General features: G+C 64.6%; 14 protein-coding genes and 3 tRNA genes. 9 read left to right on the top strand and 8 right to left on the bottom strand.

The features are described 5' to 3' along the window. Window positions 1-29 precede the first annotated feature (29 nt). Entirely contained in the window at window positions 30-1544 is a 1515-nt protein-coding gene (locus BN1124_RS20330) for a DNA-3-methyladenine glycosylase 2 (protein ID WP_042644978.1), read from the top strand. Then, window positions 1541-2017: a methylated-DNA--[protein]-cysteine S-methyltransferase gene (locus tag BN1124_RS20325; protein ID WP_042644977.1), complete on the top strand. Its 477-nt coding sequence runs from the start codon at window positions 1541-1543 to the stop codon at window positions 2015-2017. The genes BN1124_RS20330 and BN1124_RS20325 overlap by 4 nt, the downstream gene beginning before the upstream one ends. A gap of 66 nt (window positions 2018-2083) precedes the next feature. Here the strand turns inward: BN1124_RS20325 and BN1124_RS20320 are convergent, their stop codons facing one another. Further along, window positions 2084-2947 (bottom strand): class I SAM-dependent methyltransferase, encoded by an 864-nt coding sequence (locus BN1124_RS20320; RefSeq protein WP_042644975.1) that lies wholly within the window; start codon window positions 2945-2947, stop codon window positions 2084-2086. Window positions 2948-3221: 274 nt separating this feature from the next. Between BN1124_RS20320 and BN1124_RS20315 the strand changes: the two genes are divergently transcribed. Further along, on the top strand, window positions 3222-3641 hold the full coding sequence (locus BN1124_RS20315; protein ID WP_042644973.1) for a cupin domain-containing protein: 420 nt from the start codon (window positions 3222-3224) through the stop codon (window positions 3639-3641). Window positions 3642-3746: 105 nt separating this feature from the next. Here BN1124_RS20315 and BN1124_RS20310 read toward each other — a convergent pair whose 3' ends face one another. The 6 genes from BN1124_RS20310 to BN1124_RS20285 form a co-directional block, all read right to left on the bottom strand. Continuing rightward, window positions 3747-4412 carry a class I SAM-dependent methyltransferase gene (locus tag BN1124_RS20310; protein ID WP_042644971.1) on the bottom strand — a complete coding sequence of 222 codons (666 nt, stop codon included), beginning with the start codon at window positions 4410-4412 and terminating at the stop codon, window positions 3747-3749. Between the two features lie 140 nt (window positions 4413-4552). Further along, the gene (locus tag BN1124_RS20305; RefSeq protein WP_042644969.1) at window positions 4553-4801 is read right to left on the bottom strand and encodes a DUF1272 domain-containing protein; all 249 of its coding nucleotides are present in this window, start codon (window positions 4799-4801) and stop codon (window positions 4553-4555) included. 36 nt (window positions 4802-4837) lie between these two features. Then, entirely contained in the window at window positions 4838-5167 is a 330-nt protein-coding gene (locus BN1124_RS20300; protein WP_042644967.1) for a DHCW motif cupin fold protein, read from the bottom strand. Window positions 5168-5316: 149 nt separating this feature from the next. Then, window positions 5317-7194, bottom strand: a complete 1878-nt coding sequence (locus tag BN1124_RS20295; protein WP_042644965.1) for a peptidase U32 family protein — start codon at window positions 7192-7194, stop codon at window positions 5317-5319. A 355-nt stretch (window positions 7195-7549) separates the two neighbouring features. Continuing rightward, window positions 7550-8158: a LysE family translocator gene (locus tag BN1124_RS20290; protein WP_042644963.1), complete on the bottom strand. Its 609-nt coding sequence runs from the start codon at window positions 8156-8158 to the stop codon at window positions 7550-7552. Window positions 8159-8302: 144 nt separating this feature from the next. Then, window positions 8303-9268 (bottom strand): LysR family transcriptional regulator, encoded by a 966-nt coding sequence (locus BN1124_RS20285; protein WP_042645011.1) that lies wholly within the window; start codon window positions 9266-9268, stop codon window positions 8303-8305. A 205-nt stretch (window positions 9269-9473) separates the two neighbouring features. On the opposite strand from BN1124_RS20285, the gene BN1124_RS20280 reads away from it, so the two are divergent. The 5 genes from BN1124_RS20280 (at window position 9474) to BN1124_RS20260 (ending at window position 11551) form a co-directional block, all read left to right on the top strand. Beyond that, window positions 9474-10556 (top strand): ketoacyl-ACP synthase III, encoded by a 1083-nt coding sequence (locus tag BN1124_RS20280; RefSeq protein ID WP_042644961.1) that lies wholly within the window; start codon window positions 9474-9476, stop codon window positions 10554-10556. A 245-nt stretch (window positions 10557-10801) separates the two neighbouring features. Then, window positions 10802-10886, top strand: a tRNA-Tyr gene (locus BN1124_RS20275). 33 nt (window positions 10887-10919) lie between these two features. After that, window positions 10920-11004: transfer RNA gene (locus tag BN1124_RS20270), tRNA-Tyr, on the top strand. A 39-nt stretch (window positions 11005-11043) separates the two neighbouring features. Then, window positions 11044-11128: transfer RNA gene (locus tag BN1124_RS20265), tRNA-Tyr, on the top strand. A gap of 135 nt (window positions 11129-11263) precedes the next feature. Then, window positions 11264-11551, top strand: coding sequence for a hypothetical protein (locus BN1124_RS20260; protein ID WP_042644959.1), 288 nt, complete (start codon window positions 11264-11266; stop codon window positions 11549-11551). Here BN1124_RS20260 and BN1124_RS20255 read toward each other — a convergent pair. Further along, on the bottom strand, window positions 11548-12429 hold the full coding sequence (locus BN1124_RS20255; protein WP_042644957.1) for a patatin-like phospholipase family protein: 882 nt from the start codon (window positions 12427-12429) through the stop codon (window positions 11548-11550). The two genes, BN1124_RS20260 and BN1124_RS20255, sit on opposite strands and share 4 nt — an antisense overlap. Before the next feature lie 265 nt (window positions 12430-12694). On the opposite strand from BN1124_RS20255, the gene BN1124_RS20250 reads away from it, so the two are divergent. Beyond that, window positions 12695-14068 carry an endonuclease/exonuclease/phosphatase family protein gene (locus BN1124_RS20250; RefSeq protein WP_042644955.1) on the top strand — a complete coding sequence of 458 codons (1374 nt, stop codon included), beginning with the start codon at window positions 12695-12697 and terminating at the stop codon, window positions 14066-14068. Window position 14069 lies beyond the last annotated feature (1 nt).

Raw genomic sequence — 14069 nt, 5'->3', positions numbered from 1 at the left:
GCATGAACAGCATCTGCGGAGTCGTCCCCATGAATATCGAGCAGCCCGGATCCCCAGATGAGATCATCCCCGGTCTCACCCGCGAGCAGTGCCACGCCGCCCGGCTCGCCCGGGACGCGCGCTTCGACGGCCGCTTCTTCACCGGCGTGCTGTCCACCGGCATCTACTGCCGGCCTATCTGCCCGGCGCGTGCGCCTCACGAGCATAACGTGCAGTATTTCCGCGTCGCCGCGGCGGCGGAACAACACGGACTGCGCCCCTGCCTGCGCTGCCGACCGGAGCTCGCACCCTCGTCCGGCGGCGAGCTGCCAAGCCTGGTCGGCCAGGTGCTGGCGCGCATCGAACGCGGTGAGCTCGCGGACAGCACGCTCGGCGTGCTTGCAACCGAAGCCGGCATCACGGAGCGCACGCTGAGACGCCAGTTCGAGCAACACCTCGGCGCCTCGCCGAAGCAGGTGGAGCAGACGCGCCGCCTGCTGCTCGCGAAACGGCTGCTGACGGAGACCGCGCTGCCCATCACCGACATCGCGTTCGCGGCAGGCTTTGCGAGCATCCGCCGCTTCAACGATGCGTGGCAGCACGCCTATGGCCTGGCCCCGAGCGCACTGCGCAAGCGGGACGGCGTATCGCAAGAGGGCGGTGCAGCGACAACTCAACCGAGCCTGACACTGCAACTGACGTATAGGCCGCCGTTCGACGTGCAAGCCATGCTGGCGTTCTACCGGCTGCGCGCCATCCCGGGGCTGGAGCGCGTCGACGAGCACGGCTACGAGCGGCGCCACAAGGTAGGCGAGCGGGAAGGCTGGATCCGCATCGAGCCCGGCGAGGGGAACCACCTCAAGCTGACGCTGCGGGATCTGCCGCCAGGTGCGCTGCCGGATCTCTTGTATCGCGTGCGGCGCATGTGGGATCTCGATGCAGACATGACCCGCATCGGCGAGCGGCTCGGACAGGATCCGCTGCTCGCGCGGATACAGGCTTGCTGGCCCGGGGTGCGACTGCCGGGGGGCTGGGATGAGTATGAGGTGCTGCTGCGCGCCATCGTCGGCCAGCAGGTGTCGGTCAAGGGCGCCATCACCATCATGGGGCGCTTGGTGACACGCACCGAGGCGCAGTTCGGGGTCAGCGCGCTGCCGACCCCGGCACAGCTGTGCGCGCTCGATCTGGACGGCATCGGCATGCCGGGCAGCCGGATCAGAACCTTGCAGGGCATAGCCGCGGCGATCGCGAGCGGTGAGATCACCCTCGCCACGGCGAGCGACGAGCAACTGCTGGCGCTGCCGGGCATAGGCCCCTGGACCATCGCCTACTGGCGACTGCGCACCGGCCAGGATCCGGATGCCTTCCCCGCCTCCGATCTGGTGCTGCAAAAGGCGCTCGGCGGCGGCATCAAGTTACCGGTCAAGGAGGTGAAGGCCTTGAGCACCGCCTGGCAACCCTGGCGCGCCTATGCCGCGAGCTGGCTGTGGCACGCCATGAGCGAGCAACCCGCGCTGCTGACTCAAGCCGTGACGTCACAGGAAAACAAGGAGACAACATCATGATCCGTTATGACTTTCTGGATACCGCCTGCGGCGCGCTGCTGGTCGCCATCGACGAGACCGGCCTGCGCCACGTGGACTTCGTGGACGGCCTGCGCACCCTGCCAAAACAAGATGAGTGGCAGCGAGACAGCGAGGCACTGGCCCCCTATCTCGCGCAGTTTCGGGCCTACTTCGCGGGTGAGCTGCAACGCTTCACCCTGCCGCTCGCGGCCCAGGGCACGCCATTTCAGCAGGCGGTGTGGCAGGCATTGTGCGACATCCCCTATGGCGAGACCCGCAGCTACCGCGACATCGCGCTTGCCATCGGCAAGCCGACCGCCATGCGGGCGGTGGGGGCGGCGAACGGCCGCAATCCGCTGTCCATCATAGTCCCCTGCCACCGCGTGATCGGCCGGGACGGCAGCCTGACCGGCTACGCGGGGGGCCTGCCCATCAAGCAGGCGCTGTTGAAACTCGAAGGCATCGCGTGTTGAGCGCAGGGGCGGAAGCGGCTCTGATCCCATGAGTCGCATCCAGCCGACATGCGCGGCTGGCCCGGCTCATTTGGTCGCCGCCACGAGCAGGCATTCCCCCCCGACCTCGAACCCGTCCGGCGATTCGAAGCGGCCCATCGCGGCCGCGACTTCGTTCCATATGGACTCGCGCTCCGGCGCGGGCAGGTGCGCCATCATGGCGTTGAGCCCGCCGAAGGCCTCCCGGGCGACCCGCACGTACTCCTTTGCGCTGCCAATGCGATGGGGCACGGGCAGAGCCTGCACTTCGGGACTCGCGAATCCCGCCTGCCGGAAGAACCCTTCGAGCACCCCAGGCGCCCCCAGACTGAAGGGCCCGGGTTGCCCCGCAGCGGGAGCCGGGAGCCGTGCGCGGTGGCGGATGATGGACGCGGGCAGGGCCCCCCAGTCGTTGCGATCCGCCGTGGAGAACACCAGGACGGCGACTCGGCCGCCGGGTTTCAGCACCCGCCGCCATTCCCGCAGCGCGATCAGCGGCCGCGGCATGTACATCAGGCCGAGCCGGCACAGGACGGCGTCAAAGGCATCGGCGGGCAGCGTCAGCTGTTCGCCATCCATGACCCGCGTCTCCAGCTGGCTGAGCCCAAGCGCATCGGCGACCTGGCGCGCCTGCTCCATGATCCCCTCCGAGATGTCGGTCGCCAGCACATAGCCTCCGGGCCCGACCCGGGCGGCGGCACTGACCGCCGGCTCACCGGCGCCGGCGGCAACGTCCAGGATCCGCTGACCGGGTACAATGTGCGCCAGCTCGAGCATCTGGCGGGTCGCCTCGCCATACCAGGCGTCCAGCGTCGGATTCCAGCGTCGCCAGGCCGCGCCGTCCTTGTTCCACTGCGCCCGCTGCGCACCCTTGTATTGCTCGGCATCGAACGGGGATTGTTGCTCGGCCATCTTTGCCTCCTCTGGGCGGGATCCGGGCCACTGGCGTCATCAAACGGTGACCCCAGGATGGCTGCTCTTCTGATCCTCTAGTCCATCTCGGCGCCCCTTGCCAAGAGGCTGGTTCCGGCTCGTTCAGGCAACCAGCATCCCCGCCACCTCACGCGCGGCGCCTCAGGCCCTCGGCAACCCCGGCATGCGACCTCAGACCTATGATTGAAGAGGCGAGGCGTCGATGGCCTCGCCGCAGATGGAAGCGTTTTTCAACTCGCAAAGGAGAGAGCAGATGAAATTCATGCATGCAGTCGTCCTCTCGCTGTCGGCGCTGCTGATGGTCGGCGTTCCCTCCTGGGTCATCGCCGAGACCATGGTAATGACTCAGGCCGATCTCAAGTGGAAGGACATGGGCAACGGCATCGCCGCCGCCCCGGTCTCCGGTGACATGGCCAGCGGGCCGAGCCGGTTCTTCCTGAGGTATCCGGTGGGACTGGTGACGCCAAACCACCATCACGATGCGGATCACTATGTGACCCTGGTGTCCGGCGCCATCACTCTGACGGTAGGAGGCAAGGCATACCATCTCGGCCCAGGCGCCTACTTCGCCCTGACCGACAAGGTGCCCCATGTGGCCAAGGTGGAGGGCAAGGAACCGGCACTGTTCTTCATCCAGGCGGATGGCCCCTGGAATGTGGTGATGGAGAAATAAGTGGTGTGATCTGCGGCGGGCGCCTGCGGGCCCCGCCGGAGGGGTGCCCAGTCTTGGGCGACCCTACTCCCTCCCCTTCCCCGAGAAGATGGCATTGAGGCTGACTCAACGCCGCAGCGCCAACCAGCCATGAAAGCCGAGTGCCTGAAAATAGCGCTGCCCCGCCTCGAAGCCCGAGTCTTGCAACAGTTGCTGAAGTTGCCCTTCCTCGAGGGGGATAAAGTCATCCGCGAGCCGCTGCACCATGCGTTCGCTGGCCGGCCGGGGCAGACCCGCCAGCCGGGCCTGTTGCCCCATCACGGCCCGCTCGACCGGGTCTGCTGGCACCATCAGATCCGCCAACAGCAGCGGGGCCCCCCCGTTGAGCTGGCGGGAGATATCGGCAAGCAGCGCCGCCTTGGTGTCTTTATCCAAAAAATGCAGCACCAGCAGACAGAGTGCACCGTCGCATTGCATCGAGGCAGTGGGTAAGTCTCCCAGCAGCCAGCTGATCCGCGCTCCCATCCCCACCTCGTCGGCCCGCTGACGCGCCAGCGCCAGCATGTCCGCCGAGATGTCCTGGGCGACAAACTGCCAGTCGGGGCAGAGCCGGCCGAGCAACACCAGCTCGCTGCCGGTGCCTACCCCCACCAGCAGCACCCGCGCGCCGGGGCCGAGCCGCGTCATCAGCTGGGCGGCGCTCAGCTGATGCAGCAACTCATAACCTGGCACCAGCAAGGGAATACGTTCGTCATAGGCCTGCGCCCCCTCTCCTGCAAACCGCTCCGTCATCTCGCTCTCTCCTCTGGTTGGAGTCCCTTGATAGGGGCTACCGCCGGGAGAAGGTAAAGCACAATCTGAAAGGGTGCGGTTCAGATCAGGGGCCGGGGCAAGTCAGGTCCGGGTATGGCGGCCCGGACCCGAAAGGCTGCTTATCTTGCCTTGTTTCTCAGGGCCGGATTGAAAACGCGCTTTATGGAGGCGGGATTGGCCGCCAACTTGGCGGTGGGACGGCGGGGGCGACTGACCAGCTCGCCGCCGCAGTTCGGGCAGACATGATGCAGCAGTTGCTCGGTGCAATCGGCGCAGAAGGTGCACTCGAAGGAGCAGATATAGGCGTGGCCGGTGTCGGCGGGCAGGCCTGTGTCACAACATTCACAGCCGGGTCTGAGTTCAAGCATGGGCAACCTCTTGGGAGAACGGAAGAAAAGCGCGGCTCAATCGACTATAAAGAGCCGGGCACCGGCTTGGGTGGAGGACCTATGGGGCTCGGCATTGTCGGCCACCTGATAGCTCATGCCCGCCGTCAGGGTGAAGACGCGGCCATCCTGCAGCTCGGTGTGCAGCTCCCCTTCGATGCAGAACAGGACGTGGCCCTTGCTGCACCAGTGATCCGCCAGATAGCCGGCGGAATACTCCACCAGCCGCACCCGCAACTCGCCAAAGTGTTGGGTGTGCCAGAAGGCCACCCCGGTTTCTCCCTTGTGCTCGGTGGGCGCTATCTCGGCCCAGTTCGTCGTACAAAAAGGCAATTCATTGATTTTCATGACAGATCCTTTGTCTACTCACGGAGATCCCGAGAGTGCTCACCGATCCCTGCGGAAAATTCGTGATCGGGCAGGCTCCCTCTCGAGCCTCCCTATACTGCCATCGAATCCGCTCCTGCCCTATGCCCAGAGGGTGGCCGGATAGGCCATTAGCGCTTGAGGCTGCCCATCACCTGCATCTCGCAACGTTTGCAGTCGAAGCGCAGGCGGAAGCTGTCCTTGCCCATCTTGAGCTCGAGGGGTTCGGGCTTGAGACCGGGCACCTCCTTGGGGCAGAGGTTCTGGCTGTAGCGGATGCAATGCTTGGTGATCATCAGCATCACCTCCCCCTCCTCCTTGTTCGCCTCATAGGCAGGGGCTATGCGCTCCACCCCGTGCTCGCGGAAGAAGTCCTCGGCGGCCTTGTTCAGCACGTTGCCAAGGTAGGAGAGCCGATGCTGGGGATAGCTGACGTCCGCCAAGGGAACCCGCCGCTCGGGTCGCCGATAGCTCACGAGGCGGGCCGCCTCCAGCGCGGCTATGCCGTCCCGGCGCAGGCCGTTGAGCTGGGAGGCGGCGATAAACAGCGGCGTCGTGAACGCCAACTCAATCTTGCGCGCCACGAACAGGCTGTTGCCAAGCTTGGCGAGCTGATCCCGCGCCTGCTGCAGCGCCCGCTCCGGGTTGTCGGCGGGCCGCTTGTCGCAGGCCAGGGTGACACAGGCCTCCACCCCCTGCTCGTCGCAGAACGCGAGCCGCAACCCGGCGTCGCACTCGGATAGCTGCATATCGACCCGGATACGACGCTCCGCGCTCGGCTTTTCCAGCAATTTGCTGAAGGTCTGATCGTGATTGCGGTAGATTTCGGCGCCGACCTTGAGCCCAGGCACGGGCTCCGACAGCAGCAACTGCTTGCCTTCCACCTTGTTCAGCCTCATCCCCACCAGCTCGTCGTTCGGCTTGAAGAAACCGAGGCCGTCGCCGTTGTTGAGGCTCAGGGCCTTGCCCTCTATCTCGATGCCGTCCCGGCCGATCTTGCTGACCCGACCGAGGGGTTCCCCCAGGTATTTCGGGCTCCGCGGGGAGTCGATCCCCAGCTGGCGACCGTGCAGGAAGTAGTCGGTGCCACCACGGTTGAAGCTCTTCTTCGGATCCGGTGTGAAGCCATAGGTGCAGCGGCCGGCCGAGCTGGCCACCAGATCCGGGCGCTTCTCCAGGATGGCGTCCAGCTTCTGGCGATACCAGGCGGTGACGTTCTTCACGTAATCCAGCCCCTTGAGCCGCCCCTCAATCTTGAAGGAGCGGATCCCCGCCTCGATCAACGCCTCCAGGTTCGCGCTCTGATCCATGTCTTTGAGGGAGAGCAGGTGACTGCTCTCCACCAGCACCTCGCCGTCCGGCTTTTGCAGCGAGCAGGGCAAGCGGCACAGCTGGGCACACTCACCCCGGTTCGCGCTACGGCCGGTGCGGGCGTAGCTGATATTGCACTGACCGCTGTAGGAGACGCAGAGCGCGCCGTGGATGAAGAACTCCAGCTGCACCGAGGTCTGCGCACTGATGGCGCGGATCTGCTCGAGGGACAACTCCCGGGCCAGCACCACCTGGGAGAAACCCACGTCTTGTAGAAACTTCACCTTCTCCGGCGTGCGGTTGTCGGTCTGGGTGCTGGCGTGCAGCGCTATGGGGGGCAAGTCCAGCGCCAGCAGCCCCATGTCCTGCACGATCAGCGCATCGGCACCGGCCTCGTAGATCTGGTGGGTCAGACGCCTGGCCTGCTCCAGCTCGTGATCGTGCAGCAGGGTGTTGAAGGCGACGAACACCTGGGCGCCGAAGCGGTGGGCATGGCGCGCCAGCGCTTCTATGTCCTCGAGGGAGTTGCCGGCGGCGCTGCGGGCACCGAAGGCGGGGCCGCCCATGTAGACGGCGTCTGCACCATGGTTGATGGCTTCGATGCCGTAGGCGAGGTTCTTGGCCGGGGCCAGCAGTTCGAGGCGATTCTGTTCGAGACGATGGCGTTCGAAGCGGCGAGTCTGGGTCTGATCGTGCATAGGGTCGGGTTCGCAGGCGGCAGCAAAGGCGCCACTCTAGCGAGGCCGGCGCCTCCCTGCCTTGATCCCGCTTAAGATCACCGCAAGATACAGGATTGGATCCGCAGCAGCCCCGGAGCAGGAGATGCGGCTCTCGCCGGGTCGAGACACACCTACGTAGCGCCCCCTCATCCCCAGCCCTTCTCCCGCGAGGGGAGAAGGGGGCAGAGAGATTGCGCGGGCTAGCCTGGCGCCAAACGCGGGTTTAGATCACCACCTTGAGCGCCAGGTCGATCAACATCAGACCGCTGACTTTATCGATGACGAAGGGTTTCGCCTTGCGTCAGTACCGCGATGGCTCGGCCGTGGGAGCACCTCAGATCACGACTTTCAGTGCCAGCCCCAGCAACACCAGGCCACTTATCTTGTCGATGACGAAGGACTTCGCCTTGAGCCAGGCGAGCACAGGGCCGCGGGACAGCACCAGCGCCACCAGCACGTACCAGACGGCGTCTATACCGCCGGCGGTCAGCATCATGATGATGCCCTCGCGCCAGCCGGTGTCCGCGTGGACGAACTGGCTGAACAGGGCGATGAAGAAGATGGCGAGCTGAGGGTTCAGGAAGGCCACCATAAAGCCCTCGAACGCCCCCTGGCGACCCTTCAGCCCATGGCCTTCTTCTTCCACCCCACCGCTGGCGGGTTTCGCCAGCAGCGCCTTGATGCCGAGCCAGGCGAGGAAGGCGGCGCCGCCGTAACGGATGATGTCGAACAGCAGCGGGGTCTGGGTGATCAGCAGCGAGAGGCCGAAGGCGGTGATCAGCGCGTAGATGCCGACTCCCAGCCCGTGGCCAAGTGCCGTCACCACACCATGCCCCTGCCCGCCCTGCACCGTATTGCGGATGATCAGCGCCAGGCTGGGTCCCGGGCTGATGGCCCCCATCACACAGATTGCCGCCAGTGCCAGCCAACTCGTCAATTCCATACCCGTTCCTTGCTCACCTGAAAATGGATGTCGGCCCTCAGGGTAAGGGGGACGACATCATGCAAGAAGTGAAAGTTATGAATAGATCCCATAGCCAATGGTGATGAAGCAGCACAATCGACTACACAATGCCTGAGATCAGGATCATTCAAACTGTGGCCCCGTCGCCTGCGGCTTGCGCCCAAGCTGTTTGCGGCTCTCGGTGACGGTGCGCTGCAGATGATCCCGCAGGAAGGGATAGGCCAGCTCCCGAAACCAGCGGTGGGCCGGATCCTGATGATGGCGCTGATGCCACAGCAGATGATATTGCTGGGAGCGAGTGGCGAAGGGCAGATCGCAGAAGCTCAGCTCGTGCTCCCGGGAGAGCTGCCAGGCGATGTGGGCCGGGGTGGTCATCAGGCAGTCGGTGCGCAGCAGCACCTCCACCGCCGCCTGGAAGAAGGGCACCCGGGCAAACCAGCGCCGGGAGAGGCCTTGCGGCGCCAGCACCCGCTCCACCGGGCTGTCCTTGTCGCCGCCACCGCTCACCTGCAGGTGGGGCCAGGCGAGGTAATCCTCCAGCGAGGGGGCCGCGCCCGAGAACGGATGGTGGCGCCCCATCAGGATCACCAGCCTGTCCTCCCCCTGGTGCAGGCCCCGAATCTGATCCGGCACCAGATCCGTGATGGTGGAGACCAGATCCAGCTCGGACTGCCACAGCTGCGGCAGCTGGCGCTTGTCCCACAGGCTGTATTCGAGGGCCGCCAGGGGCGCTGCCTTGGCCAGCGCCGCGCAGATATCCGGCAGTATGTGCTGGGCCACGTAGTCCGAGGAGGCGAGCCTAAACACCCGCTCGCAGCGGCCGGGCTCGAATTCGGGCGCCTCATAGAGCCTGTCCAGCGCACCGAGGGAGTCCGCCAGCTGGGCCGCCAGACTCTCGGCTCGCGGGGTCAGCAGCCAGCGCTGGCCTTCTCGCACCAGCAGCTCGTCGCCAAATTCGGCGCGCAACTGGGTCAGCTGCTTGCTGATGGAGGGCTGGCTCAGGTGCAGCAGCTCCGCCGCCCGGCTGATGTTGCGGGTCTCCAGCAAGATCTTGAGGGTCGGCAACAGGTTGAGATTCGCTTTGTGCACTAACATCACCTCGGGGAAGAGAGCCGGTCCTGGGCCCCATCTTAGGCCAAGGCAGGGGGGGATCTTAAGCAAAATCACCACCTTGTTCGCCACCATCCTCACGCCCCCGCGGTAATATGACCACCAGATGACACTGGTTGACCCGTGCGGCATAATCGTCCGATTGCCCGTCCATGGGCGACTCATAACGAGAAGCGACCACAAGATGAAATACGCCAATATCACCGGCTGGGGCAAGTGCCTGCCCCCCGCAGTGCTGACCAACGACGATCTCAGCACCATCATGGACACCTCGGATGAGTGGATCTATCCGCGCACCGGCATCAAGGCACGCCGGGTTTCCCACGTCAGCACCCAGGCGCTCGCCACCCTGGCCGGTCGCCGCGCCCTGGCCTGCGCTGGTCTCGACGCCAGCGCTCTCGACGGCATCATACTGGCCACCGCCACCCCGGGTACCCTGGTCCCCAACGGCGCCTCCGCGGTGCAACAGGCCCTCGGCGCCCACCAGGCGGCGGTGTTCGATCTCAATGCAGCCTGTACCGGCTTCGTCTATGCCCTCTCGGTCGCCACCTCCCTGGTGCAAACCGGCATGATGAGCAAGGTGCTGGTGATAGGCGCCGAGCGACTGACCCAGTTGCTGGATTGGGCCAAGCGCGACACCGCCGTGCTGTTCGGTGACGGCGCCGGCGCCGTGGTGATCGAGGCGAGCGACATCGAGTCTGGCCTCATCGCCAACAAGCTCGGCTGTGACAGTGAGGCCCGCGAGATCCTGCACGTGCCGAATTTTGGTACCGATCGGGTGCGCTTCGCCGACATCGACGGCCTGTTCACCTTCAACTTCGAGGGGCAGGAGATCTTCAAGCGCGCCGTGCGTGGCATGGGCGAGGCCACCGGCGCCGTGCTGGCTCAGGCGGGCATAGCGCCGGAGCAGGTCGATCTCATCGTCCCGCACCAGGCCAACATGCGTATCATCGAGACCCTAGCCAAGCGCATGAACGCCCCCATGGACAAGGTGATGGTCAACATAGAGCACTACGGCAACACCTCGGCCGCCACCGTGCCCATCGCCCTGTGCGAGGCGCTGGAGCAGGGCCGGGTCAAGCCGAACAGCTATCTGCTGAGCGCCGCCTTCGGTGCCGGCCTGACCTGGGGCGCCGCCCTCCTCAAATGGGGCGACCGGGTCACCCCGCTTAGCCATTGTGATGAGGAACTGCCCCCCTGCGAGCAGAACGCGCTGGAACTCATCGCCCATGCGGTCGACGGCTGCCAGCAGGCCCGCGACGCCTGAGCCCGGCCGACCATTTCTGTGTGAGAGGAGCCCAGGGCTCCTCTTTTTGTTGGCTAATGGTTGGCTGACCCGCCTCCCGCCCCGGCCTGTCCAAGTGCCCTATCCCCGGCATGAAAGTCGTTGAAAAGCGTGATTTTTGAGCGAGAGATATCAAAAAATGACCAAACGATACTTTTTTCTCGTCAGAATGGAGCTGAGGGGTTCACAACCCCATGGGATCTGGTAGTATGCGGCCTCGCACTTGGGGAGGGGTTCCCGAGCGGCCAAAGGGATCAGACTGTAAATCTGACGGCTCTGCCTTCGAAGGTTCGAATCCTTCTCCCTCCACCATTCAAGTGCGAAAAAATCAGGAAAATACCCCGTGGAGGGGTTCCCGAGCGGCCAAAGGGATCAGACTGTAAATCTGACGGCTCTGCCTTCGAAGGTTCGAATCCTTCTCCCTCCACCATCTTCCTGAGTAGCAGGCCAAGAAATAGTAATACCCCGTGGAGGGGTTCCCGAGCGGCCAAAGGGATCAGACTGTAAATCTGACGGCTCTGCCTTCGAAGGTTCGAATCCTTCTCCCTCCACCATTCTTCAGAAAACCCGGCCTGGCGCCGGGTTTTCGCTTTTCTGGCCGAATTCCATTTGGCACTGTCAAATCTGACAATTGCCCTCCCCCGGTTTTTTAGAAACAGTGGACTCCTCATCGCAAGGAGCGACCTCTCATGTTTGAAATCTGGGATGAAACGGGCAAGGAGTACGGACTGACCCTGTCCGAGCTGCAGCTGCGCCTCTGCACCTACCGGGGTGAGGTCATGGTGCGCTACCTCAATCGTCTCGGCCTGCCGGCGACCCTGTTCCTGACCGTGCAGCAGGGGCGGGCCTATCAGCGCTTCAAGGCCGGCTCCCCGCCTCTGGACTGGGACTGGTTGGCGCAGTCCATCCATGCTGTGCCTGTCCGTGATGCCGACCTTCACCCGAAGGATCATGCCCAGCGTCGGGCGGCCAACTAGGGCTTAGCGTCCCCGCTCAGCCCGGCTCTCTGGCTGGCCGACTCGGTCTCGGCCAGATAGGCCAATCCCGCCTGCCAGCCCATCTGATAACCCTGCTCCAGCCTGTCTCTGTCCGTGGTCATGCGGCCGACCCGAAAGCCCGCGGGGGGCACTATGACCCGAATGCGGCAATCCCCTGGCGGCTGGCGGATAAAGTCGATGGCGTCGTTGTAGCTGCGATGACGCACCAGGCTCGCCTCGGCCAGCGCCGGGGTGCGGCGCAGCAGGTGGCGGTGCAGGGCCGGCAATCTGGGCGCCCTCTTGCGATAGCCCAGCGGCCGGGAGAGCACCACAGTGATCTCTCGCGCCCCCTGCTCGTAGGCGTGGCGCACCGGGATGGAGTCCGCCACCCCGCCGTCGGTCATGGCCTCCCCCCCAATGCGCACGAAGTCGCGATAGGCGAGCGGCACCGAGCAGGAGGCCTTGATCTGCTGCTCCAGCGCCTCTGCACTCCCCCTGAGATAGGCGGCCTGACCGTCAGAGACCCGGGTGGTGACCACGGTCAGGGGCACCGCACTCTCGGCGAAGTGCGCGAGATCCAGCCTGATCTCGCGAATGGTGATCTCCCACAGCCAGTCGAGATCGAGCCAGTGGCCGCCGCGCAGGAACTTGGCCAGGCTGATGAACTCGGGGCGACAGGAGTAATCGGTGATGACCCTGTGGTTGCGCCCCTGCTGACCGGCCAGATAGGCCGCCAGGTTGACCGCCCCCGCCGACACCCCGATGCAGTGATCGAAGGCCGTCTTCCCCTTCGCCAGAAAGGCATCCAGCACCCCGGCGGCGAAGATGCCGCGCATGGCGCCCCCCTCGACCACCAGGGCCGTTTGCTGCCGACTCATCCCGCCTCCTTCCCAACACTATGGTGAATAGATTCAGACCCAGGTTCATTCACAGCAGGATTGACTACTGCACCCTGGCTGACCTCATGTTCCAACTCTTGGCGCCCTTGTCCACGACACTTTTCATGGCGTTTTTCACGGCACTTTGTGAATGGACACACAGTTTGGCCCATTCAGAGCCCCTCTTGTGACCGACATCCCTATAATGTCCGCGCCTCACTTGACCCTACAGAGGCATAACATCTTGATGCTACGGAATATTACAATGAAAAACATCAACAAAACCCTGGTCGCCGCTGCCATTTCCCTCGGAATGCTGGCAGGCTGTAACAGCCAAAACGACTCAGAGACCCCGACCCCCATGGTTCGCTTCGCTACCTTCAACCTCTCCTTCGACCGCACCGCCGCCGGCATGCTGAGCGCCGAGCTGGCGCTGGACAGAGCCGCCCAGGATGCCCTGCTCGCCCGCTATCAGGCCGGTGACGGCAGCCTCAGTCAGGCCGAGATCACCCGTGCGAAAGACGTGCAGCAGATCCGCAATATCGCCGAGATAGTGCAGCGCACCCGCCCGGATGTCTTCCTGCTGAACGAGTTCGACAACAACGGCAAGGGCGAGAGCAGCGCCGATCTGCAGGCGTTCAACAGCAACTACCTCGCCCACCCGCAACACGCCGAGGTGCAGGCCATCAGCTACCCGGTGATGCAGAACTTTGCCACCAACACCGGCCTGATGAGCGGCCAGGATCTCAACCTGGACGGCAAGGTCAACAGCGGGCCGGACGATGCCTGGGGCTTTGGCAACTACCACGGCCAGTACGCCTTCGCGGTGATGTCGAAATATCCCATCGACACCAAGGGGATCCGCACCTTCCAGCACTTCAAGTGGAAGGACATGCCGGGCGAAACCAACCCCATTATCGACGACTGCAACAACCCCAAGGCGCCGATCCCGGCCGGCCGCCAGTGTGGCGAGCCCTGGTATGACGCCGCGGCCTGGGCGCAGTTCCCGCTCTCCTCCAAAAACCACGCGGACGTGCCGGTGCGGGTCAAGACCGCCAAGGGGGAGCAGGTCATCCACTTCCTCATCTCCCACCCGACCCCGCCCATCTTCGGCAACGCGGCGCGCCACAACGTCAAGCACAACAGGGCCGAAGTCGCCTTCTGGCAGGACTACGTGGAAGCGGCCAGCTACATGGTGGATGACGCGGGCAAGGCCGGTGGTCTGCCAGCGGGCGCTCGCTTCGTCATCGCCGGGGATCTCAACGCCGATCCCCAACTCGGCGACGGGGATCTGACCGCCATCCAGGACTTGCACAACCATGTGCTGGTCAATCAGGCGGTCACCAACGGCGCCCTGATCCCGGTGAGCCAGGGGGGTCCCGAGTGCCTCGCGAGCCAACCGGATCAGTGCAAGCGCAACAACAACAGGCCGACCCCTGAGCGCATCACCAGCAGCAGCGGCCTGCAGCTCGATCACCTGATCCCCTCCGCCAACCTCAATGCGGTGGCCTCAGGGGTGTTCTGGCCCGCCAGCTTCGAGCCCGGCTACCACCTGGTGTATGACGCCAAGCTCGGCATCGCCAAGGGGGTGAGCTCGGATCACCGCCTGGTGTGGGTGGACTTCGAACTGGACAAGTGAT

Origin of the sequence: Aeromonas eucrenophila, assembly GCF_000819865.1 — a bacterium.
Taxonomy (GTDB): domain Bacteria; phylum Pseudomonadota; class Gammaproteobacteria; order Enterobacterales; family Aeromonadaceae; genus Aeromonas; species Aeromonas eucrenophila.
Note: the sequence above shows the minus strand (reverse complement) of the source record. Positions and strands in the feature narration are given on the sequence as shown.